This is a genomic window from Streptomyces mangrovisoli, from assembly GCF_000974985.2.
Lineage (GTDB): Bacteria > Actinomycetota > Actinomycetes > Streptomycetales > Streptomycetaceae > Streptomyces > Streptomyces mangrovisoli.
Genome location: NZ_LAVA02000003.1, coordinates 264,241 through 289,800, shown reverse-complemented (window position 1 = coordinate 289,800; position 25,560 = coordinate 264,241). Strand labels below are relative to the sequence as shown.

Here is a 25,560-nt window from a genome sequence, read left to right as displayed (position 1 = left end):
GGGGGCCGGGGGTGTGGGGGCGGCGCCTGAGGTACATCAGTCGAGCGTAACGGTGCGCGATGACGCAAACGCTCTCCGCACACGACTCGCCTCGTACGGGGGACGGGGTCAAGGGCGGCTGACGGCGTTCAAGGGCGGCTGACGGCGATCCGATGCCCGCCCGCGATCGGGGCAGCCGTGCAATTCCCGCCGACGATCGGGGCAGTCGTCCGATGCCCGCCCACGATCGGGGCGGTCGTCCGATGCCCGCCCACGCTCAGGGCGGCGGCCCCGATGTCCGCCCGCGGCCGCACCTGCCGAGACCTAGCCCGCTCTGAGGGCCATCGTCATCGCCTCGACCGCCAGCAGCGGCGCCACGTTGCGGTCCAGCGCCTCCCGGCAGGCGGCGATCGACTCGATACGGCGGAGCGTGGACTCCGGGCTGCCGGCGCGGGCCAGCCGCTCCAGCGCCTCCTCCGCGTCCGTGTTGGCGAGGGCGACGCGGGACCCCAGCTGGAGGGCGAGCACATCGCGGTAGAACGCCGTGAGGTCGGTGAGGGCGAGGTCCAGGCTGTCGCGCTGGGTACGGGTCCTGCGGCGCTTCTGTTTGTCCTCCAGGTCCTTGATCACGCCCGCCGTGCCACGGGGCATCCGGCCGCCCTGGACCGCGCCGAGCGCCGCCTTCAGCTCCTCGGTCTCCTTGCCGTCCATCTCCTCGGCGAGCTGCTTGGCGTCCTCCGCGGCCGCGTCCACCAGCTCCTGGGCGGCCTTGAGCGCCCCGCCGACGTCGTCCACGCGCAGCGGCAGCTTCAGCACGGAGGCGCGGCGCTCCCGCGCGGCGGGGTCGGTGGCCAGGCGGCGCGCCCGGTCGACGTGCCCCTGGGTGGCGTGGGCCGCGGCCGTCGCGACGGCCGGATCGATGCCCTCCCTGCGGATCAGCAGGTCGGCGACCGCGTCGACCGAGGGCGTGCGCAGGTTCAGGTGGCGGCAGCGGGAGCGGATGGTCGGCAGCACGTCCTCGATCGACGGCGCGCACAGCAGCCACACCGTGCGCGGCGCGGGCTCCTCCACGGCCTTCAGGACGGCGTTGGCCGACTTCTCGTTCAGCCGCTCGGCGTCCTCGACGAGGATGACCTGCCAGCGGCCGTTGGCCGGTGAGGTGAACGACTTGCGCACGGTGTCGCGCATGTCCTCGGCCAGGATCTGCGTGCCGACGGCCGCGACCGTGGTGACGTCGGCGTGCGTGCCGACCAGCGCCGTGTGGCAGCCGTCGCAGAAACCGCAGCCGGGGCCGCCGCCGAGGGCGCGGTCGGGGCTGACGCACTGGAGGGCGGCCGCGAAGGCCCGCGCGGTCTGGGTCCGTCCGGCTCCGGGCGGGCCGGTGAACAGCCAGGCGTGGGTCATCTTCGACGCCGTGGGCGGCGGGGCGTCGGCGGCGGCCGCGGTGACGAAGGCGTCGGCGTCCCGAGCGGCGGCGTCGAGCTGCTCGCTCACCTTCTCCTGACCGACCAGGTCGTCCCACACGCTCATGGGTCAGCCCGCCTTCCGTCACGCGTCGTGCATCCAGGACATCCGGGTCCATTGTGACGGCACCCACTGACAGCGACGGCCACGGCCGGAGCGGCCACGGCCGGGACCACCCCGGTCAGCACCGCCCCGGTCAGCACCGCCTCGGTCAAGGCCGTCCCGGTCACGGAGATCCTGTCACCCCGACCGTCACGGCTCCTGCCGCGACCGCGGCCGCGTCACCGCCCTCGTCGGCCCCGGCGCCCGCGGCCCTGCTCCTGGTCGCCGTAGTCCTCGTCGTCCCGGTGCGGGCCGAGGAGTTCGTCCGCCAGCGTGGGCAGGTCGTCCAGCGGGGTCTCCTCCGCCCAGTCCGGGCGGGGGCGCCGGCGCGGAGCCTCCGCGCCGATCTGGGGCAGCTCGCGGGTGCGGTCGTCGGAGCCACCCGCGCGCTCCTCGCCCGCGCCGGGCCGCTCGTCGCGGAAGAAGCCGGGCGGCACCCGGTGGGCCGGGTCGTCCCCCGCAGGCACCGGCGGCAGTACGGCGGTCTCGTCGGCGGCACCCGGCACGACGGGCGGCAGCAGGGCCGTCTCGTCGGCGGCGCCCGCGGGCTCGTCCCGCTCGGGCCGGACCGGCGGCAGGACCGCGGTCTCGTCGGCCGCCGGTCCGGACGCCACGGGCGGCTGCGGCAGCTCCGCCGTCACCTCGGACTCGGACTCCGGCGCCGCGGGACGCACGGGAGGCAGTACGGCCGTCTCGTCGGCGGCACCGCGGGGCGCGTCCGTGGGCTTGATCACCGGGGTCGGCACCGTGACCGCCTCCGGCGGGACGGCCGGGCTGTCGGTCACGGCCGGCCGGCGGGCCGCGGTGCGCGCCGCCGCCTCGGCCGCCGCGGCCTGGCGCCGGGCCTCCTCGGCGCGCATCAGCGCCGCCTCGGCCTGCCGCTGCTTCTCCAGCCGGCGTTCCTCCGCCTCGCGGCGCAGCCTGGCCTCCTCCTCGGCCTGCCTGCGCCGGGTCTCTTCCTCGGCCTTGCGGCGGGCCTCCGCCTCGGCGCGTGCCTTCTCCTCGGCGAGCAGCCGTACCCGCTCCTCCTCGGCCCGCCTGCGCGCCTCCTCGGCACGCTGCCTGGCCTCCTCGGCCTGGCGCTCGGCCTCGCGCTGCTGAGCCTCCTCCAGCTCGCGCCGCTTGCGCTCCTCCTCCTCGGCGCGCAGCTTCGCCAGCTGTTCCTGGCGCTCGCGCTCCAGGCGCTCCTCCTCGGCCTTGCGGGCGGCTTCCTCCTCCGCCTTGCGGCGGGCCTCCTCCTCGGCCTTGCGCCGTGCCTCCTCACGGGCCTCGACCTCGGCCGCGGACAGCGGCAGCACGGTGTCGAGGCGGTGCCGGATCACGGTGGTGACGGCCTCGGGGTCCTGGCCGGCGTCCACCACCAGGTAGCGGCCGGGGTCGGCGGCGGCCAGCGTGAGGAAGCCGGAGCGCACGCGCGCGTGGAACTCGGCGGGCTCGGACTCCAGCCGGTCGGGCGCCTCGGTGAACCGCTCGCGGGCGGTCTCGGGGGCCACGTCCAGCAGCACGGTCAGATGCGGCACGAGGCCGTGGGTGGCCCAGCGGTTGATCCGGGCGATCTCGGTCGGGGACAGGTCGCGTCCCGCGCCCTGGTAGGCCACGGACGAGTCGGTGTAGCGGTCGGTGATCACCACGGCGCCCCGCTCCAGGGCGGGCCGTACGACGGTGTCGACGTGCTCGGCGCGGTCCGCCGCGTACAGCAGCGCCTCCGCGCGGTGCGACAGGCCGGCCGACGACACGTCCAGCAGGATCGACCGCAGCCGCTTGCCCACCGGCGTGGCGCCGGGCTCGTGCGTGAGGACGACCTCGTGGCCCTTGGCGCGGATCCACTCGGCGAGCGCCTCGGCCTGCGTGGACTTGCCGGCGCCGTCGCCGCCCTCCAGGGCGATGAAGAAGCCGCCCTCCGTGGCGGTCTGCACGGGGTCGTCGCCGCCGAGCAGCGCGTCCCTGAGGTCGTGCCGCAGCGGCACCCCGGAGCGGTCGTCGGCCTTGGCCAGGACCAGCGCGGCCACCGGGAGCAGCAGCGCGCCGACCAGCATGAGGGTGAAGGCGGCCCCGCCGTGCGCGAACACGAACCGGCCGTTCTCCAGCCGGTGCGGGCCGATGAGGGCGGCCACCAGGGGGGCGATCAGCGCGCCGAGCGCGACGAAGACCCGGACGACCGCGTGCAGGTGCTCCGTGGTGCGGGCCCGGCGCAGTTCCTCGGTCTCCTGGTCGAGCAGGGTGTGCCCGATGTTGGCGGCCACGCCCGCGCCGGTGCCCGCGAGGGCGTCGATCAGCAGCACGCTGGTGACGTCCGGGACCAGTCCGGCGGCGAGCAGCGCCACTCCGGTGAAGGCGATGGCGATGGCCAGCAGCCTGCGCCGGGACAGCGAGGGCAGCAGCTTGGGCGCCGTACGGATGCCGAGCACGACGCCGCCGGTGAGGGCGAGCACGAGCAGGCCGTACAGGACCGGGCCGCCGCCGAGGTCCTTGGCGTGCAGCACCGACACGGCGACGGCGGCGGCGATCGCCCCGGCGACGGCCGCGCAGGCGGTCACGAGCAGCGGTACGGCGCCCGTGCGGCCCTTGTCGACGCCGGTCGCGGTGCGGGGGCGGCGCAGGCCCTCCAGCGGCGAACGCGCGCGCGGGGTGCGGGCGCCCGGGAGCTCCAGGAAGACCAGGAGGTTCAGCGAGGCGGCGAACAGGCCGGCCGCGACGTACGAGCCCAGCGCCACCTGGTGCTGGTCGAACCAGTCGATCGCGGTGCCCAGCAGGTTGTTGACGAGCGACGCGACGACCAGGGTCGCGGCGGCCAGCGGGATCGCGACGAACGTGGTGCGCAGCGACAGCCGGCGCAGGGCGTCCATGTGGTCGGGCAGCGGCCGCACGGTCGCGCCCTCGGGGGGCGGTCCGGGCAGCAGGGCGGGGGCCGCGCTCTCGCGGCACACCGTCCAGAAGCGCTCGGCGACCCCGGAGACGAAGACGGTGACGAGCAGCAGGGCCGGCGCGTTCCGAGGGGTCCAGTCGATCCACAGCGGCGCGTTGATCAGCAGCAGGGCGCGCAGGGCGTCCGCGCCGACCATCGTCCAGCGCCGGTCGAGCGGGCCGTCCTGGGAGGTGAGCGAGGTCAGCGGGCCGAGCAGGACGGCTCCGAAGAGCAGGGTCGCGAGGATGCGCACCGCGAAGACGGCCGCGACCGCGAACGCCACGCCCCGGTACCCGCCGCCGAAGGAGCCTTCCGCGATGGCCGCCTGGAGGACGAGGACGACCAGGACGAGGAGGGCGAGGGTGTCGCCCACGCCTCCCACGAGCTGGGCGCTCCACAGCCGCTTCAGCTGCGGGCGGCGCAGCAGGGCTCGGACGGCGCGCTCGCGGGAGTCCGCGGCCAGGGCGTCGTCGGGGGCCGGGTGGGGGGCCGTTGGCTGCTCGGCTGGGGTCATGCGTTCAGCCTATCGGGACCGAGTGACACCGCGCGGTGACCGCCCGAACATGCGCACGACCCGACACCAAAGTGATGCCGGGGCGTGCGTTTCGCGAAACGGACGTGAAGGATCCGAAACGGACGTGGAGGACCGGGGCCCGCTCGGGCCCCTCACCGTGGCCGTCCGGTCACTCCTCCGTCGAAGCCTCCGCCGCCGCGGCCTTCTTCGCGGCGGCGGTCGTCTTCTTCGCCGCGGCCGTCTTCGCCGTCGTCGACTTCGCGGCCGTCTTCTTGGCCGTCGTCGTCTTCTTCGCCGCCGTCTTCTTCGCGGTGGTGGTCTTCGCCGCCGTCTTCTTGGCGGGAGCCTTCTTCGCGGTCTTCTTGGCGGGGCCCTTGGCGCGCTTCTCGGCGAGCAGCTCGAAGCCGCGCTCCGGGGTGATGTCCTCGACGCTGTCGCCGGAGCGCAGGGTCGCGTTGGTCTCGCCGTCGGTGACGTACGGGCCGAAACGGCCGTCCTTGACGACGACGGGCTTCTGGCTGACCGGGTCCTCGCCGAGCTCCTTCAGCGGCGGCTTGGCGGCCGCGCGGCCACGCTGCTTGGGCTGGGCGTAGATCGCCTCGGCCTCCTCCAGCGTGATCGTGAAGAGCTGGTCCTCGGTCTGGAGCGACCGCGAGTCCGTGCCCTTCTTCAGGTACGGGCCGTAGCGGCCGTTCTGCGCGGTGATCTCCACGCCCTCGGCGTCCTTGCCGACGACCCGCGGCAGCGACATCAGCTGGAGCGCCTCGGCCAGCGTGACCGTGTCGACGGTCATGGTCTTGAACAGCGAGGCCGTGCGCGGCTTGACGGCGTTCTTGCCCGTCTTCGGGGTGCCCTCGGGGAGGATCTCCGTGACGTACGGGCCGTAGCGGCCGTCCTTGGCGACGATCTGGTTGCCGCTGACCGGGTCGGCGCCCAGCTCGAAGTCGCCGCTCGGCTTGGCGAGCAGCTCCTCGGCGACCTCGACGGTCAGCTCGTCCGGCGCCAGGTCGGTCGGGATGTCGTGGCGCTGGTGCTCCTCGGAGTCCTTCTCGCCGCGCTCGATGTACGGGCCGAAGCGGCCGACGCGCAGCACGATGTCGTTGCCCACCGGGAAGGTGGAGACCTCGCGTGCGTCGATCGCGCCCAGGTCGGTCACGAGCTCCTTCAAGCCGCCGAGGTGGTCCCCGTCGCCGTTGCCCGCGTCGGCGGCGGCGCCGGTGATGGTGCCCTCGCCGAAGTAGAAGCGCTTCAGCCACGGCACGGCCTGCGCCTCGCCGCGGGCGATGCGGTCGAGGTCGTCCTCCATGCGCGCGGTGAAGTCGTAGTCGACGAGCCGGCCGAAGTGCTTCTCCAGCAGGTTGACGACGGCGAAGGACAGGAAGGACGGGACGAGCGCCGTGCCCTTCTTGAAGACGTAGCCGCGGTCGAGGATCGTGCCGATGATCGACGCGTACGTCGACGGCCGGCCGATCTCGCGCTCCTCCAGCTCCTTGACCAGCGAGGCCTCGGTGTAGCGGGCCGGGGGCTTGGTGGAGTGGCCGTCGGCGGTGATCTCCTCGGCGGTGAGCCGGTCGCCCTCGGCGACCTGCGGCAGCCGCCGCTCGCGGTCGTCCAGCTCGGCGTTCGGGTCGTCCGCGCCCTCGACGTAGGCCTTCAGGAAGCCGTGGAAGGTGATCGTCTTGCCGGACGCGCTGAACTCGACGTCGCGGCCGTCGGCGGCGGCACCGCCGATCTTCACGGTCACGCTGTTGCCGGTCGCGTCCTTCATCTGGGAGGCGACGGTGCGCTTCCAGATCAGCTCGTAGAGCTTGAACTGGTCGCCGGTCAGACCGGTCTCCGCGGGGGTGCGGAAACGATCACCCGAGGGACGGATCGCCTCGTGCGCCTCCTGCGCGTTCTTGACCTTGCCGGCGTACGTCCGCGGGCTCGGCGGCAGGTACTCGGCGCCGTACAGCTGCGTGACCTGGGCGCGGGCGGCGGCGATCGCCGTGTCGCTGAGGGTCGTGGAGTCCGTACGCATATAGGTGATGAAGCCGTTCTCGTACAGCTTCTGGGCCACCTGCATCGTCGCCTTCGCGCCGAAGCCGAGCTTGCGGCTCGCCTCCTGCTGAAGCGTCGTCGTGCGGAACGGGGCGTACGGCGAGCGGCGGTACGGCTTGGACTCCACGGAGCGCACCGCGAACTGCGTGTCCGCCAGGGCGGCCGCCAGCGCGCGGGCGTTCGCCTCGTCGAGGTGCAGGATGTTGGCGCCCTTGAGCTGCCCCACCGAGTCGAAGTCACGGCCCTGCGCGACGCGCCGGCCGTCGACCGTCTGGAGCCGGGCGACCAGCGTGGAGGGGTCCGAGGAGTCACCGGCGCGGCCGGTGCCGAAGGTGCCCGTCAGATCCCAGTACTCGGCGGAGCGGAACGCGATGCGCTCGCGCTCCCGCTCGACGACGAGCCGGGTGGCCACGGACTGCACGCGGCCGGCCGACAGGCGCGGCATGACCTTCTTCCACAGGACCGGCGAGACCTCGTAGCCGTAGAGGCGGTCGAGGATGCGGCGGGTCTCCTGGGCGTCGACCATGCGCTGGTTGAGGTCGCGCGGGTTGGCGACGGCGGCGCGGATCGCGTCCTTGGTGATCTCGTGGAAGACCATCCGCTTGACCGGGACCTTGGGCTTCAGCACCTCAAGGAGGTGCCACGCGATGGCCTCGCCCTCGCGGTCCTCATCGGTGGCGAGGAAGAGCTCGTCGGATTCCTTCAGCAGGTCCTTGAGCTTCTTGACCTGGGCCTTCTTGTCGGCGTTGACGACATAGATCGGCTCGAAGTCGTGTTCGACGTCCACGCCGAGGCGGCGGACCTCGCCGGTGTACTTCTCCGGCACCTCCGCGGCGCCGTTGGGAAGGTCTCGGATGTGCCCGACGCTGGCCTCGACGATGTAGCCGGGGCCGAGGTAACCCTTGATCGTCTTCGCCTTGGCAGGCGACTCGACGATGACGAGTCGGCGGCCGCCGTGCGCGGTCTCGCTGGTCGGGGACAACTTCGCTCTTCTCTCCGGTCGACGCTGGGCCTCCCCAGGCCTACGTCCCGGGGTCGTGTCATGGTGACGCTGCGGAGTGTGACGGTACATCCCGCCCCCGTGTCAAACGGGAAAAGCCCGCAACGGCCACTCGAACGGTAACCCGACTACCGCCATTCCTGCCGCCCGGAGTGGCCACCAGCCCCTTTCCGGGCGATCCGGAGGGGAAGCGTCAGGCCACCCCGCGCCGGGCTCCCGCCCGCCGCACCACCGCGCGGCGGTGTCCGTCGTCGCGGGGCACCGGCCACCCTTCAAACGTACGCCGTCCAACGCGCCCCGCGACGACGGAACGCCTTGTCGGACCGGGCGGAGGGCGTCACTCCGGACCGGGCCGAAGGCCGCTCGGGGCGGGCGGCGGGGCAGCCCCCCGGGCGCTCGCCGGGCGCCCCGTCACAGGTGCGCGAAGCACCACACGCCGAGGACCAGCGACACGGCGCCGGCGAGCGCGGCGAGGCCTGCGGATGCGACGGGCCTCACACCGGCGGCGACGGGCTGCCCCTGCCGGACCCGGACGGTCACCCACGCCAGCATGGCGGCTCCGAACAGGGCGAACACCATGGCGGTGAAGATCGCCGGGCCGCTCTCCATGTCGCGCTTCCTCCTGTGACGGGTCATACCGGAACGGCAGGCTCACACCCACGGGGAACGGCTGTCCCAACTCCCGGTGAACACCCGGAGCCGGACCGCCGGGAGGGCCGGCGGACACCGCGGCGCCCGTCGGCCGACGGGCGCGTCCGGGGCCCGCTCCGGCCGCCCGCCGCTCACACGTTCCCGGGCGCGGGTATCGCCCCGGCCCACTCGCCGTGGTCGTACCGCGCCACCGTGCACACGACCCGGGAGTACCCCTGGTTCCACTGGACCTCGGAGGTCATATAGCCGTATACGACCCGGTCGGATCCGGGCGCCCAAGTCGACGCGAACTTGTTGCTGCACAGCTTGGCGGCCTGACCGAGCGCGTTCTTGTACGTCAGGCTGCGCGGCGCGTCCGTGAAGCCGATCACCTGGTCGGTGTGCTGGTCCTTGCAGTCGTTCAGCGTCGCCGTGAAGTAGTCCTTGTGATCGACGTACATCCAGCAGTCCCCGACGCTCATCTCGGTCGCCCACACATTGCTCTGGGCGTCCCGGAAGTTCCCGATGTCGCCGCCTATGGGCACCGTCCGCCCCAGCACCAGGCAGGCGGTCCCGCGGCCGGCCGCCGTGAACCCCGCCTTCGTCGGCAGCAGCGCGTAGCCCTGCGCGTCGGGCAGCGAGGCCGCCGTCTGCCGGGTCCGGTCCCCGCAGCGCTGCGCGCCGTGCGCGCTGGCGTCGGCGTAGTCGCTCGCGGAGTCGACGGCCATGACCTGGCCGTCGGGGTTGTCGTGGGCGCAGTTGACGACGCCCAGGTTGGGCCGCGACGCGAACGCCGTGCCCGTCCACACCACGTGCACGCAGTCGCCGGGCTGCAGCGCCTTCTGGAGTCCCACCTGCTCGCCGTACGGATAGACCGGTCCGGTCGGCGAGGGCGTGGGCGACCCGTGGGCCCCCGGATCGCCCTTGTCGCCGGTCAGGGACACGGCCGCCCAGGTCCCGAGGCCGATCACCAGGGCGACGGCAGCCACGACGGCGACCACGGCTCCGGCACTCCGGCGACGCCCGGGTCCACCGGGAGGCGCCATCACGGTCGGGCCCTGGCCGGGGACGCCCGGCCCGCCGGGGTACGAGGCCGGGACCCCGCTTCCCGCGTACGGCGCCGTAGGACTGTTCGCGTAGGAGACCCACTCGGGCCGGCCGCCCGGGGCCGGCCCGCCGACGGGGGTGTGCGGGGTGTGGGGCGTGTTCGGCGGGGGCGGCGCGGCCGGGGTCTGCGGGGTGCCCGGGGCCGCCATCGGGTACCCCGGCGCCGCCGGTGTCCCGTGCCCGTACGGCCCGTACGGCGCCTGGCCCTGCGGACCGCCGACCGCGTAGCCCTGCGGGGCGCTCACCGCGTAGCCGGGCGGGGCGTCGAGCGGCCGGGCCTGCGGGGTGTGCGCCGCGTAGCCCGGCGGCACGCCCGGCGTCGGGTTCTGCGGTGCCGCACCGCCGTACGGTGGCGCACCGCCGTGAGGTCCCGCGCCGCCGTACGGTCCCGCGCCGTACACGGGCGGCGGGCCGAAGCCGCCCTGCGGCGCGGGCCGGTCCGCCGCCTCCGCGCGGGCGGCCGCCTGCTGCACCACCCGCTCCAGGCCGCGCGCCACGGCCTCCGGCGCGGACCGCCGCACCGGGTCCTTGACCAGCAGGCCGTGCAGCACGGGCGCGAGGTCCCCGGCGCGGACCGGCGGGGTCGGCTCCTCGGCGAGCAGGGCGGTCAGGGTGGCGTAGTCGCCGTGCCGGTCGAAGGGGCCGCGGCCCTCCACGGCGGCGTAGAGCGTGGCGCCCAGCGAGAACAGGTCGGCCGCCGGGGTGGGCGGCTCGCCGCGGGCACGCTCCGGGGCGAGGTAGCCGGGCGTGCCGAGGATCCCGGCGGTGGCGGTGAGGCGGGGCTCGTGCGACTCGGGCATGAGGGCGATGCCGTAGTCGGTGAGCAGCACGCGCGCGTAGGCGTCGCCCGAGGCGTCGGGCGCCAGCAGGATGTTGGCCGGTTTCACGTCCCGGTGCAGGATGCCGATCCGGTGTCCGGCGGTGAGCGCGTCGAGGACGGCGAGGCCGATCCGGGCCACCCGGTCGGGCGGCAGCGGGCCCGCGCCGCGCACTTTCGCCTGGAGGTCGACGGCGTCCGGCACGTACTCCATGACGATCCAGGGCAGGCCCTCGTGGATCACCACGTCGTGCACCGTGGCCACGTGCGGGTGGCCGCGCAGCCGGGCCGCGTGCCGGGCCTCGCTGCGGGCGCGGGCGATGCGCTGGGAGGTCTCGCCCTGGTCCGGCGGGCCCTCCGGCAGGGCGATCTCCTTGACGGCGACCTGGCAGGCCAGCTCTGCGTCGTGGGCGAGCCAGACCCGCCCCATGCCGCCCGCGCCGAGCGTGCGCAGCAGCCGGTACCGCCCGTTGATCACGCGGCCCTCGCCGCGCTCCGGCGTCCCCTCCGCCATGGCGCCTCCCCCGAGACAGCGCGCCTCCCCCGAGGACGCGTGCGTTCTGCCTCTAAGAAGTTAGCGTCGCATGCGCCACTGACAGGAGTACTTTTCCGCACCAATCCCGCCAATCGCGCCAGATCGGACGCATGAGCACCAGACGCACCGATCCGTCACGGGAGCACCGCACGCGGGCGGACGCACGCCGGGTGGGAGGAGGCGACACGCGGACGGGCGTACGCGCCCCCGGCCGCCCGCGCAGGCGCGCCGGGACCGCCGCGGCCCGCCGGTCTCACACCGCCGGTTCCAGGAACCCCTGTTCCACCAGGAGCCGGATCTGCGCCGGCGTACGGTCACGGAGCAGGACCGGGTCCTCGCCGACGAGTTGGGCGATGGCGTCGAGGATGCGGCCGGCGCTCAGCGAGCCGTCGCAGACGCCCGCGAAGCCCGCGCCGACGGTGTCGACCTTGGTGGCCCGGCGCATCCCGCGGTGCTGGCGCAGCACCACGTGCTCGGGGTCCTCGGCGCCCGGCAGCCCCACCTGTTCCTGCACCACCTCGGCGGTGAGCCGGAAGCGGCCCGCGAGCAGCGCCGCGTCGTCGTGCGCCCGCAGATAGTCCAGCCGCTCGAAGTGCGCCCGGATGGTGTCGCCGAGCGGCTGCTCGACCGGGTGCGGCCACTCCTCGACCGTCACCGAGGGCTCGGCGGCGGCCGTGCGCCGCAGGGTGATCCAGCCGAAGCCCACGGCCCTCACCTTGCGCGCCTCGAACTCGTCGAGCCACGCGTCGTAGTGCGCCTGGTACTCGGCCGGGTCGCCGCGGTGGTCGCCCGCGTCCCGCAGCCACAGCTCGGCGTACTGCGTGACGTCCTGCACCTCGCGCTGCACGATCCACGCGTCGCAGCCGCGCGGCACCCAGGCCCGGAGCCGGTCCTGCCAGTCCTCTCCCTCCACGTGCTGCCAGTTGGCGAGGAACTGCGCGAACCCGCCCTCGTTCAGCCGCTCCCCCGCCTGCTGAACGAGCGTGCGGCACAGATCGTCCCCGCCCATCCCGCCGTCGCGGTACGTCAGCCGGGCGCCCGGGGAGATCACGAACGGCGGGTTGGAGACGATCAGGTCGAACCGCTCGTCGTCGCGGACCGGCTCGAACAGCGAGCCCTCGCGCAGATCGGCGGCGGGCGCCCCGGACAGCGCCAGCGTGAGCGCCGTGATGTGCAGCGCGCGCGGGTTGAGGTCGGTGGCCGTCACGCGGGTGGCGTGCTGGGCCGCGTGCAGCGCCTGGATCCCGGAGCCGGTGCCCAGGTCCAGCGCGGAGCCGACGGGGCCGCGGACGGTGATGCCCGCGAGGGTGGTGGAGGCGCCGCCGACGCCCAGGACGACGCCCTCGTCCCGGCTGCCGATGCCGCCCGCGCCGCCGACCGCGCAGCCCAGGTCGGACACGATGAACCAGTCCTCGCCGTCGGTCCCGCCGTACGGCCGCACGTCGACGGTCGCGGCGACCTCGTCGGCGCCGGTGTCCGTCAGCCAGCCCGTCTGCACGCACTCGGCGACGGGCAGCACGGCCTCCGCGCGCGCCCGCGGCACCGGCTGCTGCAGCAGGAAGAGCCGTACGAGCAGCTCCAGCGGTGTGTCCCCGCGGGTCGCCCGCAGCGCCGGCACGGTCTCGCTGCGCGCCAGCGCCGCGTAGGCGGGGGCGCCCAGCAGTTCGAGCAGGCCGTCGGCGGTGAAGGAGGCCCCCAGCAGGGCCTCCCGCAGCCGGGCGGCGACGTCGGGGCGGTCGGAAGCGGGCAGCGGCGGCAGGGTGGCGTTGGTCACGCCCCCCATTGTCACCCGCGAACGCCTCCGAGGAAGGTCGGCTCAGCCTGCCGAGGGAGGTCGTCCCGGTCCGTCGTGGATGGGCGTCCCGGTCCGTCGTGGATGGGCGGCCCGGTCCGTCGTGGATGGTCGGCCCGGTCCGTCGTGGAAAGGCGGCTCAGCCCGTCGTGGAAGTCCGGCTCAGCCCGTCGTGGACGACGCCGAGGACGAGATCTTCTGGCAGCTGGCCTGCTTGGCGATCGCGTCCTTGACCTCGCCCTGCTCCAGCTTCTGCAGCGCGGCCGTACCGCTCTTGTTCTGCTGCTCCAGCGCGGTCATCTGGGTGGCGATGTCGTGCAGCCCGGACGCGAACTTCGCCTGGTCCTTGGTGTCCAGCGCGTCGACCTTCTTCTTCAGGTCGCTGTACGACGCGGAGAGGGCGTTGAGGTTCTTGACCGCGTCCTTCTGGCGCGCGGGACCGTCGTCGACGCCGGGAGGCGCGCCGGCGCCGCTGATCGCGGTCGCGAGCGCCTTGTAGCCGTCGGACATGTCCTGGAACGCCTGCGAGTCCGTCTTCTGGATCGTCTCCGGCGGGTTCGTGGTGTCCGAGGCGGCCTTGGCGATCGAGGCGTTGGCGGCCTTGATCTTGGAGTCCTGGGCCGGAACCGCGTCGCAGACCTGCTTGGCCCACGCGTCGAGTTCCTTGTTGTCCGTGTTGCCACCGCCGCTGCCGCTGCAGCCGGACAGTGCCGCCATCAGTACCGCACCGCCGGACAGTGCGGCCGCGAGCTTCTTGTTCACCGGATCGGTCCCTTCCATGGCTCTCGGCCCCCGGACCCTACACGGCGCCCGCCGGACGGCCACGCGCCCACGATGTCGTATGTCACCTTTTGCAGTCATTTGCACCAAGGGAGAGAAGGCTCACGATGTGGGCGGAGGGACATGCGAGACGGGCGGTCGATGCGCCAACGCGCTTCGACCGCCCGCCCCTTGAGCTGCCGCCCCGTAAGACCGCCTACGAAACCACCGCAGGATCGGCCGACTTGGAGACCCGCTCGGCATTGTCTTCTTCGTCACCCATGGTGATGCCGCGCCGCTTGGAGACGTAGACCGCGCCGACGATGACGGCGAGCGAGAGGATCGCGATCAGGATCCGCACGCCGATGTTCTTGTCGTCGCCGTAGGAGAACTTGATGACGGCCGGTGCGATCAGCAGCGACACCAGGTTCATGACCTTGAGCAGCGGGTTGATCGCCGGGCCCGCCGTGTCCTTGAACGGGTCGCCGACGGTGTCACCGATCACCGTGGCGGCGTGGGCCTCGCTGCCCTTGCCGCCGTGGTGGCCGTCCTCCACCAGTTTCTTGGCGTTGTCCCAGGCACCGCCGGAGTTGGCGAGGAAGACCGCCATCAGGGTGCCCGCGCCGATCGCGCCCGCCAGATAGGAGCCGAGCGCGCCGACGCCGAGCGTGAACCCGATGAAGATCGGCGCCATCACGGCGAGCAGACCGGGCGTGGCGAGTTCGCGCAGGGCGTCCTTGGTGCAGATGTCGACGACCTTGCCGTACTCCGGGGTCTCCGTGTAGTTCATGATCCCGGGCTTCTCACGGAACTGCCGGCGCACCTCGTAGACCACCGAACCCGCCGACCGCGACACGGCGTTGATCGCCAGCCCCGAGAAGAGGAAGACGACCGCCGCGCCCGCGATGAGCCCGACGAGGTTGTTGGGCTGCGAGATGTCCATCGACAGGGTCAGCGCGTTCGAACCGGTGAGCTTCGCCCCGACGTCCTGGACGTTGGTGGTGATCGCGTCCCGGTACGAACCGAAGAGCGCCGACGCCGCGAGGACGGCGGTGGCGATGGCGATGCCCTTGGTGATGGCCTTGGTGGTGTTGCCGACCGCGTCCAGGTTGGTGAGCACCTGCGCGCCCGCCCCCTCGACGTCGCCGGACATCTCGGCGATGCCCTGCGCGTTGTCGGAGACCGGCCCGAAGGTGTCCATGGCGACGATGACGCCGACCGTGGTGAGCAGGCCGGTGCCGGCCAGCGCCACCGCGAACAGCGCCAGCATGATCGACGTGCCGCCGAGCAGGAAGGCGCCGTAGACGCTCAGACCGATCAGCAGGGCGGTGTAGACGGCGGACTCGAGACCGACGGAGATGCCGGCGAGGACGACGGTGGCCGGGCCGGTCAGCGAGGTCTTGCCGATGTCCCGCACCGGACGCCGGGTGGTCTCCGTGAAGTAGCCGGTGAGCTGCTGGATCACGGCGGCCAGCAGGATGCCGATCGCGACCGCGACGAGCGCGAGGATCCGCGGATCGCCGTCCTTGGCCTTGATCGCGGCGTCCGAGATGCCGTCCAGGTCCGCGTACGACGACGGCAGGTAGACGAAGACCGCCACCGCCACCAGCACGAGCGAGATCACCGCGGAGATGAAGAACCCGCGGTTGATCGCGGACATGCCGCTGCGGTCGGTACGCCGCGGGGCGACCGCGAAGATGCCGATCATCGCGGTCAGGACGCCGATCGCGGGCACGATCAGCGGGAAGGCGAGCCCGGAGTCGCCGAACGCGACCTTGCCGAGGATCAGCGCGGCGACCAGGGTCACCGCGTACGACTCGAAGAGGTCGGCGGCCATGCCCGCGCAGTCGCCGACGTTGTCGCCCACGTTGTCGGCGATGGTCGCGGCATTGCGCGGGTCGTCCTCCGGAATGCCCTGCTCGACCTTGCCGACCAGGTCGGCGCCGACGTCGGCGGCCTTGGTGAAGATGCCGCCGCCGACACGCATGAACATGGCGATCAGGGCGGCCCCGAGGCCGAAGCCTTCGAGCACCTTCGGCGCGTCGGCCGCGTACACCAGCACCACGCAGGAGGCGCCCAGCAGGCCGAGCCCCACCGTGAACATGCCGACCACGCCGCCCGTGCGGAAAGCGATCTTCATTGCCGTGTGCGAGACGGTGGTGAGATCCTTTTCGGGTTCACCTTCCGCCGGGGTCGCTTCCCGTGCCGCGGCCGCGACGCGCACATTGCTGCGCACGGCGAGCCACATGCCGATATAGCCGGTGGCCGCCGAGAACGCCGCGCCGATCAAGAAGAACACCGATCGGCCGATGCGCTGATTCCAGTCGTCCGCGGGCAGCAGCATGAGCAGGAAGAACACGACCACGGCGAATACGCCGAGCGTGCGCAGCTGACGGGCGAGATAGGCATTCGCGCCTTCCTGCACCGCCGCGGCGATCTTCTTCATGCTGTCGGTGCCCTCGCCCGCCGCGAGCACCTGGCGTACCAGGACTCCCGCGACGGCCAGTGCCGCAAGGGCCACGACGGCGATGACCGCGATGATCGCGCGGTTCCCGTCGGTGAGCACTGCGGCTGCGAAGGTTGTGGGGTGGCCCAACTGATGAGGGGTAGAAAGCCCCGCCATTCGTCCTCCTTGACGCTTGGGCTGAGCTCAAGATGTGGACGGATTCTAGGTACCGGAACCTGATCAAAACAGTGTGCGGTCGGCGAAATTCGCCTTCACATGCCCTTCAGCAAATGATCGCCAGGTGGCACGGAACCCGAAAGGAGTAATGCCTTTGAGGCATTGACGCTTGATCCATTGTCGCGCGAATGATCGTGAATGAATTCACTAAATCTACGGCACTTCATCGGTACGGAACCTCGGACACGCCCACTGTAGGAGCGGGTTCCGCCACCCGCATACGCCGAAAGGCCCCACGGAGGGGGCCTACCGGGTGAGACATGGGTCCGATGGGGGTCGTGTCGCGGTGCTACGACGCCGGGCGCGCCGGGCGGGGGTACGAGGGCGTCCGGGCGGGCCGGGGGTGCGGACACGTCCGGGCCCGGCGGAGGTTCGAGGGCGCCTGGGCGGGGCAGGAGTGCGAGGACGTCCGCCCGAACGAGGGACGCCGAAGCGTCCGGATCGAGCACCGGACACCGGGAAAACGGCTGGGATCAGACCACCGGGGTCGCCGCCGGGGGTGTGGTGGGCCAGGTCATGCGGATCAGGCCGCCGTGTTCGCCGGCGCTCACCTCGACGTCGTCGACGAGCCCGCTGATCACCGCGAGGCCCATCTCGTCCTCCTCGGTCTCGACGTCGTCGGCCGCCGCCCCCGGGGCCCGCTCGCCGGGCGCAGAGCGTGGCGCCTCGTCGCCGACCTCGATGGAGAACTGTTTCTCCTCCTCGATCAGCACGACCTTCACCGGCGAGTTGATGCGCCCGTTCTGATGCAGCCCGACGGCCCGGGAGCAGGCCTCGCCGACGGCGAGCCGGACCTCGTCGAGGACGGCCTCGTCCACTCCGGCCCTGCGCGCCACCGCTGCCGCCACCAGCCGGGCGGTCCGGACGTGCTCGGGCAGCGCGCTGAAACGGAGTTCAACGGTGGCCATGCATCCCCCTCGGAGCTTCGGGCGTGCTGTCGGGGACCGAACCACCGGGCGAACCGGCCCCCAGATGTACTTCTCCCGTCCCGGAGCGGCCGTGGACATCGGCCACCGACGACACAGGCCGCCGTACGGCCGAGGCCGTCGTACGACGGAAACCGGGCGCGGGCGTCCGGCGTGTCGTCGGCCACCACCGCGGGACCGGCACGTCGGGACCTCGGTCCCGCGCACCGGCCCGGCAGCTCTCCTCGTCCGGCGGCCTCGGCCGTCCGGCGGCCGGAGATCAGTCGGTGGCCGCCACCGCTTCCTCGACCGAGGTGTGGATCGGGAACACCTTGGTCAGACCGGTGATGCGGAAGATCTTCAGAATGCGCTCCTGGTTGCAGACCAGGCGCAGGGAGCCCTCATGGGCACGCACCCTCTTCAGGCCGCCGACCAGCACGCCGAGCCCGGTGGAGTCGAGGAAGTCCACACCCTCCATGTCCACCACCAGGTGGAAACTCCCGTCGTTCACCAGCTCGACCAGCTGCTCGCGCAGCTTGGGCGCGGTATATACGTCGATTTCGCCACCGACCTCGACGACCGTACGATCGCCGACGGTACGGGTCGACAGGGACAGGTCCACGGATCCTCCAGCACCTTGCTATCGAGCGGTCGCCCTAAGGACACCTCGGCTTGCATGCCCAGGACTGTTCGCCAGCCGCGATGGCATTCAATCACTTACCGGCAGGCGTGCACGACGCCTTGGCCCCATTGTCCGTCACACCAGTGACACACTCGGTGCCGATGGCCAAGAATCACCGATCCGATCGATCCCCGGCTCAGCCCGTGCCCCGCTGGGAGCCGGGCACGGTCCTGGACCGGCTCGCCTCCGGGCCGAGTCGGTCCGCGCGCATCACTCATACGGAGCACTTGCCCCCGCGGGCGGGCCGCCATGCCGTCTGGCCTGATCGGATTCGCTCGGAAGTGATCGCCGCGATCCAGGAGCACGGCATCGAGCACCCCTGGGCCCACCAGGCGCTCGCGGCCGAGCACGCCCTGGACGGCGATTCGGTGGTCGTCGCCACCGGCACCGCCTCCGGCAAGTCGCTGGCGTATCTGGTACCGGTCCTGTCGGCGCTCCTGGACGGCTCCGAGGCCCCGAACGGGCGCGGCGCCACCGCCCTCTACCTCGCCCCCACGAAGGCCCTCGCCGCGGACCAGTGCCGCGCGGTGAAAGAACTCGCGGCGCCGCTGGGCCATTCGGTGCGCCCCGCGGTCTACGACGGCGACACCCCGGTCGAGCAGCGCGAGTGGATCCGCCAGTTCGGCACCTACGTCCTGACCAACCCCGACATGCTGCACCGCGGCATATTGCCCTCCCATCCCCGCTGGTCGTCGTTCCTGAAGTCGCTGAAGTACGTCGTCGTCGACGAGTGCCACACCTACCGGGGCGTCTTCGGCTCCCACGTCGCCCAGGTGCTGCGCAGACTGCGCCGCCTGTGCGCCCGCTACGGCGCCTCCCCCGTCTTCCTGCTGGCCTCCGCCACCTCCGCCGAGCCCGCCGTGGCCGCCCGCCGGCTGACCGGGCTGCCGGTGGTGGAGGTGGCCGACGACGCCTCCCCGCGCGGCGAACTCGTCTTCGCCCTGTGGGAGCCCCCGCTCACCGAGATGCAGGGCGAGAAGGGCGCGCCCGTCCGGCGCACGGCCACCGCCGAGACCGCCGATCTGCTGACCGACCTCGCGGTGCAGGGTGTGCGCTCGGTGGCCTTCGTCCGTTCCCGGCGCGGCGCCGAGCTGATCTCCCTCATCGCCCAGGAACGCCTCGCCGAGGTCGACCGGTCGCTCGCCCGGCGCGTGGCCGCCTACCGCGGCGGCTACCTCCCCGAGGAGCGCCGCGCCCTGGAGCAGGCCCTGCACTCCGGCGAACTCCTCGGGCTGGCCGCCACGACCGCCCTGGAGCTCGGCGTGGACGTGTCCGGCCTGGACGCCGTCCTGATCGCCGGTTATCCCGGCACCCGGGCCTCCCTGTGGCAGCAGGCGGGCCGGGCCGGCCGTTCGGGCCAGGGCGCACTCGCCGTGCTGGTCGCCCGCGACGACCCGCTGGACACCTTCCTCGTCCACCACCCGGAGGCGCTGTTCGACCAGCCGGTGGAGTCCACCGTCCTGGACCCGGACAACCCCTACGTCCTCGCCCCGCACCTGTGCGCGGCCGCCGCCGAACTGCCCCTCACCGACGAGGACCTGGAGCTGTTCGGGCCCGCCTGCGCGGACCTGATGCCGCAGCTGGAGGCGGCCAAGCTGCTGCGCCGCCGGACGAAGGCCTGGCACTGGACGCGCCGGGAGCGGGCCGCCGACCTCACCGACATCCGCGGCGGGGGCGGCCGGCCCGTCCAGGTCGTCGAGTCCGGCACCGGTCGGCTGCTCGGCACGGTCGACGAGGGCGCCGCCCACACCGGCGTCCACGAGGGCGCGGTCCACCTGCACCAGGGCCGCACCTATCTGGTCCGCTCGCTCGACCTGGAGGACTCCGTCGCCCTGGTCGAGCGGGCCGACCCGCCGTACTCGACGGTCGCCCGCGACCTGACGTCGATCTCCGTCCTGGAGACGGACGTCGAGATCCCCTGGGGCGACGGCCGCCTGTGCTACGGCTCCGTGGAGGTCACCAACCAGGTCGTCTCCTTCCTGCGCCGACGGGTGATCACCGGCGAGGTCCTCGGCGAGACCAAGCTCGACCTGCCGCCCCGCACGCTCCGCACCCGCGCCGTGTGGTGGACCGTCACCGAGGACCAGCTGGACGAGGCCCGCATCGGCCCGGAGATCCTCGGCGGCGCCCTGCACGCCGCCGAGCACGCGTCGATCGGCATGCTGCCCCTCTTCGCGACCTGCGACCGCTGGGACATCGGCGGCGTCTCGATCCCACTGCACCCCGACACGCTCCTGCCCACGGTCTTCGTCTACGACGGCCATCCCGGTGGCGCGGGCTTCGCCGAGCGGGCCTTCCACACGGCCCGCGCCTGGCTGACCGCGACCCGCCAGGCCATCGCCTCCTGCGAGTGCGACGCCGGCTGCCCGTCCTGCATCCAGTCCCCCAAGTGCGGCAACGGCAACGATCCGCTCCACAAGCGGGGCGCCGTGCGCCTGCTCACCGTGCTGCTGCGGGGGGCGCCCGAGGAGCAGCCGACCGAGGCGGCGAAGGGGTAGCCGCGGCGGGTCCGGCGCGCGCCCTCACCTCCGCCTCGAACAGGCCCCGGCCCGAGGCCGCCGTGACGTCCGAGATCTCTCCCGTGAGCGCGCACCGCACGAGCCGCGCGCCCTGCGCACGGGCCACCCGTTCGGCCCGCGCGCAGGCAGCCCCCGGGCCGTCCGCCCACCGGTCCGCCGCGGCCAGCGCCGCCAGATCCGCGCCGCCGGCCGCCCGGTGCCGTACCGTCACGGCCTGTCCGAGGGCGAGCACGGTCCCGAACACCGCGCACAGCACGGCGATCACCCCGACGCTCCACACGGTCGCGGAACCCCGGTCCGAGCGGTACGGCGCCGACGCGGCCCGCGGCCACTTCGGGAAGGGCCACTTCGCGATGGGCCTCTTCACGGGGCCACCTCCGAATCCGTCCCGGCACCGGCCGCCTCTTGCGGAGCCGTCTCCTCCGACGCCGCCACGGCCTCCTCGCGTACCTCGAAGGGCAGTCCGCGCAGCGGTCCCGGCAATCCGGCCACCACCGTCACGCGAACCTGGTCCCCTTCCCGGCTCACGGTCACGGTCGATCCGCGGGGCGCCAGGTCCCGGGTGACCGCGGCGACCGCGGCTGCGGGGTCCTGGCGGGCCGCGGCGCGGGCTCCCGACCGCGCCGCGTCCACGCACTGGATCCGGACCGCCATCACGCACAGCCCCCACAGCAGCGCCATGGCGACGAGCACCAGCACCGGCAGCACCACGGCGGACTCCGCCGTCACGAACCCGTCGTCCGAGCGCACCCGCACGCGAAGGCGCCGGGCCTTCCCGTCATGTGTGCGCACTGAGGGCCTGCTTCACGAGGTCCTGGAGCTCGGCGCTCACCTCGCCGCTCGTCACGATCTTGTAGAGCACCGCGGCGAAGCCGACCGCCGCGATGATCCCCACGGCGTACTCGGACGTGACCATCCCTGAGTCGTGACGCGCCCGGCACCGCGACCGCGCCCTCACTCGCGCCGACACCCGTGTCCGTGTCCGTACTCGGCGGCGCGACCGCCCTTCGTGCGCGTCCGATCGCTCGTCCCACGACCTGTCGGATCGCCCGTCCCACGGCCCGTCCGACGGCCCGTCCGACGGCGTGATCGACTGCGCGTCCGACTGCCTGTCCACATCCCTGTCCACATGCCTGTCCGACTGCCTGTCCGACTGCCCGTTCATCTCGACCCCCGTGAGGTGTCCGTATCCGTCCGCCGGTCCACACCGACGGCTTCGTCCTTCAGCGACTGCCACCTGCCACCTGCCACCCACCACCCACCGACGGCCGACTGCCGACTGCCGTCCGGAACGGGTCACTTGCCGGCCACCCCACCCCCTCCCAGCAGTCCGCCCGCGAGCCCGATCACCACGGGCAGGACGCCGATCGCGATGAAGGCGGGCAGGAAGCACAGCCCCACCGGGGCGGTGATCAGCACGGCCGCGCGCCGGGCCCGTTCCGTGGCCGCGCGGGACCACTCGGCGCGGGCGTCGGCGGCCAGGCGTGCGACCGGTGCCGCCGCCGGGAGCCCGGACTCGTCGGCCCGGCCGAGCAGCCGGGCCAGCGCGGCCGCGTTCGGCAGGGCGGCCAACTGCCGCCAGGCGTCGGCCGGTTCGCCGCCCAGCCGGATCTCCGCCGCGCCCCGCGCCAGCCCGTCGCCGACCGGCCCGGCCAGCGCCTCGCCCACCGCCTCCGCGGCGATCACCGGTCCGGCGCCGGCCGCGATGCAGGCGGCCAGCAGGTCGGCGGCCAGCGGGAGTTGGCGGGCGGCCTCGACGGGGTCGTAGGAGATCGGCGCGGCCGGACCCGATCGGCGGCGCCACCACCACAGTCCGGCGGCCAGGGCCGCCCCGGTCGCCGCGCCGGTGAGCCCGCCGACGAGCACCCACCCCGCGCACACGGCGCCCACCGCGGGCAGCAGTCGCCGTGGCGCCGGGCCCGACCGGAGGCGGGTGCGGGCGGGTTCCGGCTCGCCGGCCAGCAGCAGGGTCAGGCGACGGCGCACCCGGCCGGCGTTCCGGGCCGAGCCGATCCGGTGCCTCAGTGCCGCAAGCAGCGCCAGCGTCCCCAGAACCGTCCCCAGCCTGTGCACAACTTCCGCGCTCATGCCGCCTCCACCCCGCGCACGATCCGCAGCGCCCAGCCCAGACCGGCCGCCTCCAGCACCCCGCCGGTCAGCAGGCAGCCGAGGCCCGGACCGGTGTGCAGCAGGACATGCAGCGGGTCGGCGCCGAGAGCGGTGCCCAGCAGCACGCCCAGGACGGGCAGCCCGGCGAGCATCACCGCCGTGGTCCGCGCGCCCGCCAACTGGGCGCGCAGGTCGGCGCGTCGGTCCCGTTCGGCGCGCAGGGCGCCTTCGAGTCGGTCGAGGCCCGCGGCGAGCCCCGCGCCCCGGTCCACGGCGACCCGCCAGCAGGCCGCCAGCCCCAGCAGTCCCCCGGCGCCCGCCTGCCCCGCCGCGGCGGCGAGGGCGCCCGGCACATCCCCGCCGAAGCGCGCCGCCGCGAGCACGGCGGCCTGCGCGTCGCCCAGTCCACCGGAGTCCCGTGCGGCCCCGAGCAGTGCCTCGCCCGGTTGCCGTCCCGCGCGCACCTCCCCGGCGAGCGCCCCGCACAGGGCGATCACCGCGTCCCCGCGGCGCTCGCTCTCGCGCCGCGCCGCACCGGCCCGGCGGACCCGGCGGAGCAGCGGGACCCCGGCCGCCCCCGCGGCAGCCGGGATCGGCGAGGCGCTGATCAGCGCGAGCACCAGTCCGGCGACCGGCGCCCACCACTCGGGCGCCCATCCGCCGCGCAGCCGCCGCACTCCGCCGACGACCCGGTCCCACGGCGGTGGGGGTGGTCCGGTGCCGGTCACCCCGCCGCCCGCGAGCAGCAACCGCGCCCGCCGGGCCCCGGGCCGGCCCCCGCCCAGCAGCCAGGCCGCGGCTCCCGCGCAGGCCGCGCCCGCGGCCAGGGACATCTCACTCGTCATGCTCGCCCCGCCTCCGTCCCGTCTTCGTGCCGTCCCGCGAAATCCCCTTCTCCTCGGGGCTGTTCGCGCCTTCCCGGAGCAACTCGCGCAGCCGCTCCCAACCCCGTTCCCGGACGAAGGCGGCGGCCTCCCAGCGCAGGGCCGGGACCGTCCGCACCAGGCCCGTGGGGTCGCGTTCCAGCACGTGCACCTCGTCGATCCGGCGCCTGCCGGACCCGTCCCGCACGAGGTGCAGCACCACCGACAGCGCCGCCGCGACCTGGCTGTGCAGGGCCGCCCGGTCCAGCCCGGCGGCCGTACCGAGCGCCTCCAGACGGGCCGGGACGTCCGAGGCGGCATTGGCGTGGACCGTCCCGCAGCCGCCCGGGTGTCTCGCCTAGCACTGCAAGGCGTTCGACTCACCAGGGACGTTCCGTGAGCCAATCCACTTGCGTCATCTATGACCGCCTGTCCCGCCTCTTCGCTGAGGAAGCCCCGGACCACCGAATTGCAGCCTGCAAGGCCTACGCCGCACAGCGCGGATGGAAGGTGGTGCACATTGCCACCGACACCAACGTCAGCGGAGCAAGCCGACTCGAAGACCGACCCGGAATGCGCGAAGTCCTTTCCTGGCTTCCGCGCGCTGACTACGTGCTTGCCGCGAAGCTGGACCGGTACGCGCGCAGTGTTCTGGAATTCCAGCGCCTACTAGACGCCGCGAAGTCCACCAGCACGACCGTCATCACTGCGGACGGAGTTGTCAGCCCGGAAAACGCGTCCATCATCATCAACGTTCTTGCTGCGTTCGCCGAGTACGAGCGAGACATGATTAGGGCCCGTATCACGGACAGCAAGAAGCACTTTCGGGCGCGCGGCAATCACCTGGGTGGACTGACCCCGTACGGCTATGCAGTCAGCGGCCCGGTCAACAACAAGCGCTGGGTCATTGATGAATCAGCAGCAAGCATCCTGCGCGAGTGCGCAGACAAGCTCATCAACCACGGCGCTTCGCTGACTGGGCTTACCCGTGAACTGAATGAGCGCGAAGTCCTACCCCCGGCGGAACATGCCCGGCAGCGTGCTGGGCGAAAGCTGCGGGGCGGCAAGTGGCATTCCACCTCGCTCCGGGACGTGCTCTATTCGGCCGCCGTTCGCGGCTGGCTGGTTCAGTCCGTGCCCGGTACCAAGCGCGGCGCTCTCACCAATCAGCCCGTGCTTGACGCTGAGGGACATCCCGTGTCAGCGGGGCCGGAAATCCTCAGCGCTGAGACCTGGTCCGCAGTACGCGCAATGCTTGACGGCAAGGCAAAGGGGCGGGGCAGCGAGCGGACCGGTAAGGCGCTACTCCTACATGTGGCGCTTTGCTCGGAGTGCAACGGCCCCATGTACCGGCAGCGCCGTGCCGTCAACGGCAAGGACTACAGCACCTACGTATGTCGCGCCGGAGTCGGCAAGCGGGGAATTCACCGACCCAACGTCATCATTGCCCGCAATGTTGAAGAGTTGGTGACAGCTGACTATCTGAGGCGCTTCGGCAGCTTCGAGTTGATGCGCTGGGCTGAGCCGGACGGAAGCGCAGTGCTTCAACTCTCAGAGGTTTCGCAGCAGATTGAGCGACTGGCGGGGAACCTTGCACAACTCGACCCCAACGGCTCTGCGGCACGGGCAGTCATCGGACAGCTAACGGCGCTGGAAAAGCGGCAGGCGGAACTACAGGCAGAAGCCCAACACGCCGAAGGTCGCTGGGTCTCCGCTGGCGGAACCATTGTCGATGAATGGCAACGGCGTGACGACGAAGGGCGCCGGAATTTGCTGGCGGACCTAGGGGCCCGAGTGGTGATTAGCCCCGCCACGCCCGGAGCACCTAAGCGATTCGACCCGAAGCGAGTAGCCCCGGGTTATGAGGGTCCGGCATGGCGACGGGAGTTGAACCCGGCAGAAGCGGCTCTAGTGGACATTGCCCGGGAAGAGGAGTTGTCCGAACAGTTCGCCGTCTGATCCATCAGCAAAGATCACCCGCCTTGAGGCGCTGTAACAGGCACTCATGTGCTTCCCGGAAACGCTGACCGCGTAGCCCCCAGCGAAGACCTGAGCGCTCTCTAGCCCCGTCTGACCCCTGCGGTCCGGCGGGGCTCTCTCATGCCCCCAGAGGGACGCTGAGGGCTTCTCGGGGACGCTGGCAGCGCACTGAGCC

Annotated in this window: 17 protein-coding genes and 1 pseudogene; 2 read left to right on the top strand and 16 right to left on the bottom strand. The window is 72.9% G+C overall.

Features of this window, described 5'->3' with window-relative positions:
* Positions 1-303: 303 nt before the first annotated feature.
* The 10 genes from WN71_RS02285 to bldG form a co-directional block, all read right to left on the bottom strand.
* The gene (locus tag WN71_RS02285; RefSeq protein WP_046581584.1) at positions 304-1,509 is read right to left on the bottom strand and encodes a DNA polymerase III subunit delta'; all 1,206 of its coding nucleotides are present in this window, start codon (positions 1,507-1,509) and stop codon (positions 304-306) included.
* A gap of 215 nt (positions 1,510-1,724) precedes the next feature.
* Positions 1,725-4,964, bottom strand: a complete 3,240-nt coding sequence (tmk, locus tag WN71_RS02280) for a dTMP kinase (RefSeq protein ID WP_046581582.1) — start codon at positions 4,962-4,964, stop codon at positions 1,725-1,727.
* Positions 4,965-5,133: 169 nt separating this feature from the next.
* Complete coding sequence (topA, locus tag WN71_RS02275; protein WP_046581580.1) at positions 5,134-7,986, bottom strand: type I DNA topoisomerase; 2,853 nt, start codon at positions 7,984-7,986, stop codon at positions 5,134-5,136.
* 429 nt (positions 7,987-8,415) lie between these two features.
* Complete coding sequence (locus WN71_RS02270) at positions 8,416-8,613, bottom strand: hypothetical protein (RefSeq protein WP_046581579.1); 198 nt, start codon at positions 8,611-8,613, stop codon at positions 8,416-8,418.
* A gap of 173 nt (positions 8,614-8,786) precedes the next feature.
* The gene (locus WN71_RS02265) at positions 8,787-11,072 is read right to left on the bottom strand and encodes a serine/threonine-protein kinase (protein WP_046581577.1); all 2,286 of its coding nucleotides are present in this window, start codon (positions 11,070-11,072) and stop codon (positions 8,787-8,789) included.
* Positions 11,073-11,346: 274 nt separating this feature from the next.
* Entirely contained in the window at positions 11,347-12,876 is a 1,530-nt protein-coding gene (locus tag WN71_RS02260) for a DUF7059 domain-containing protein (RefSeq protein ID WP_240529537.1), read from the bottom strand.
* Between the two features lie 171 nt (positions 12,877-13,047).
* Positions 13,048-13,665, bottom strand: a complete 618-nt coding sequence (locus WN71_RS02255) for a hypothetical protein (protein ID WP_046581575.1) — start codon at positions 13,663-13,665, stop codon at positions 13,048-13,050.
* 196 nt (positions 13,666-13,861) lie between these two features.
* The gene (locus WN71_RS02250) at positions 13,862-16,267 is read right to left on the bottom strand and encodes a sodium-translocating pyrophosphatase (protein ID WP_046581574.1); all 2,406 of its coding nucleotides are present in this window, start codon (positions 16,265-16,267) and stop codon (positions 13,862-13,864) included.
* A gap of 533 nt (positions 16,268-16,800) precedes the next feature.
* The gene (locus WN71_RS02245) at positions 16,801-17,235 is read right to left on the bottom strand and encodes an ATP-binding protein (RefSeq protein ID WP_046581572.1); all 435 of its coding nucleotides are present in this window, start codon (positions 17,233-17,235) and stop codon (positions 16,801-16,803) included.
* 277 nt (positions 17,236-17,512) lie between these two features.
* Positions 17,513-17,854 (bottom strand): anti-sigma factor antagonist BldG, encoded by a 342-nt coding sequence (bldG, locus tag WN71_RS02240; RefSeq protein WP_003975386.1) that lies wholly within the window; start codon positions 17,852-17,854, stop codon positions 17,513-17,515.
* Positions 17,855-17,934: 80 nt separating this feature from the next.
* Here bldG and WN71_RS02235 point away from each other — a divergent pair, with 80 nt between their 5' ends.
* Positions 17,935-20,412 carry a DEAD/DEAH box helicase gene (locus WN71_RS02235; protein ID WP_079177590.1) on the top strand — a complete coding sequence of 826 codons (2,478 nt, stop codon included), beginning with the start codon at positions 17,935-17,937 and terminating at the stop codon, positions 20,410-20,412.
* On the opposite strand, the gene WN71_RS02230 is transcribed toward WN71_RS02235, so the two are convergent.
* The 6 genes and pseudogenes from WN71_RS02230 to WN71_RS02210 form a co-directional block, all read right to left on the bottom strand.
* Positions 20,354-20,800 (bottom strand): Rv3654c family TadE-like protein, encoded by a 447-nt coding sequence (locus WN71_RS02230; RefSeq protein ID WP_420856440.1) that lies wholly within the window; start codon positions 20,798-20,800, stop codon positions 20,354-20,356. The genes WN71_RS02235 and WN71_RS02230 overlap by 59 nt on opposite strands.
* Positions 20,797-21,162: a TadE family type IV pilus minor pilin gene (locus tag WN71_RS02225; protein WP_046581632.1), complete on the bottom strand. Its 366-nt coding sequence runs from the start codon at positions 21,160-21,162 to the stop codon at positions 20,797-20,799. The genes WN71_RS02230 and WN71_RS02225 overlap by 4 nt, the downstream gene beginning before the upstream one ends.
* 49 nt (positions 21,163-21,211) lie before the next feature.
* Complete coding sequence (locus WN71_RS42490; protein ID WP_079177596.1) at positions 21,212-21,403, bottom strand: DUF4244 domain-containing protein; 192 nt, start codon at positions 21,401-21,403, stop codon at positions 21,212-21,214.
* Positions 21,404-21,729: 326 nt separating this feature from the next.
* The gene (locus WN71_RS02220; protein WP_046581563.1) at positions 21,730-22,521 is read right to left on the bottom strand and encodes a type II secretion system F family protein; all 792 of its coding nucleotides are present in this window, start codon (positions 22,519-22,521) and stop codon (positions 21,730-21,732) included.
* Complete coding sequence (locus tag WN71_RS02215) at positions 22,518-23,387, bottom strand: type II secretion system F family protein (protein WP_046581561.1); 870 nt, start codon at positions 23,385-23,387, stop codon at positions 22,518-22,520. Before WN71_RS02215 ends, WN71_RS02220 begins: the two co-directional genes overlap by 4 nt.
* A pseudogene (locus WN71_RS02210) lies at positions 23,377-23,757 on the bottom strand (ATPase, T2SS/T4P/T4SS family); the annotation flags it as partial. The gene WN71_RS02215 and the pseudogene WN71_RS02210, both read right to left, overlap by 11 nt.
* Positions 23,758-23,801: 44 nt before the next feature.
* Here WN71_RS02210 and WN71_RS39440 point away from each other — a divergent pair.
* Positions 23,802-25,364 (top strand): recombinase family protein, encoded by a 1,563-nt coding sequence (locus tag WN71_RS39440; RefSeq protein ID WP_079177589.1) that lies wholly within the window; start codon positions 23,802-23,804, stop codon positions 25,362-25,364.
* Positions 25,365-25,560: the final 196 nt, after the last annotated feature.

Bases quoted from the DNA above. Each gene is read 5' to 3' on its own strand.
- WN71_RS02285 (WP_046581584.1), bottom strand. From the start codon at position 1,509: ATGAGCGTGTGGGACGACCTGGTCGGTCAGGAGAAGGTGAGCGAGCAG.
- tmk (WP_046581582.1), bottom strand. From the start codon at position 4,964: ATGACCCCAGCCGAGCAGCCAACGGCCCCCCACCCGGCCCCCGACGAC.
- WN71_RS02270 (WP_046581579.1), bottom strand. From the start codon at position 8,613: ATGGAGAGCGGCCCGGCGATCTTCACCGCCATGGTGTTCGCCCTGTTC.
- WN71_RS02265 (WP_046581577.1), bottom strand. From the start codon at position 11,072: ATGGCGGAGGGGACGCCGGAGCGCGGCGAGGGCCGCGTGATCAACGGG.
- WN71_RS02260 (WP_240529537.1), bottom strand. From the start codon at position 12,876: ATGGGGGGCGTGACCAACGCCACCCTGCCGCCGCTGCCCGCTTCCGAC.
- WN71_RS02255 (WP_046581575.1), bottom strand. From the start codon at position 13,665: ATGGAAGGGACCGATCCGGTGAACAAGAAGCTCGCGGCCGCACTGTCC.
- WN71_RS02250 (WP_046581574.1), bottom strand. From the start codon at position 16,267: ATGGCGGGGCTTTCTACCCCTCATCAGTTGGGCCACCCCACAACCTTC.
- WN71_RS02245 (WP_046581572.1), bottom strand. From the start codon at position 17,235: ATGGCCACCGTTGAACTCCGTTTCAGCGCGCTGCCCGAGCACGTCCGG.
- WN71_RS02235 (WP_079177590.1), top strand. From the start codon at position 17,935: ATGGCATTCAATCACTTACCGGCAGGCGTGCACGACGCCTTGGCCCCA.
- WN71_RS02220 (WP_046581563.1), bottom strand. From the start codon at position 22,521: ATGAGCGCGGAAGTTGTGCACAGGCTGGGGACGGTTCTGGGGACGCTG.
- WN71_RS02215 (WP_046581561.1), bottom strand. From the start codon at position 23,387: ATGACGAGTGAGATGTCCCTGGCCGCGGGCGCGGCCTGCGCGGGAGCC.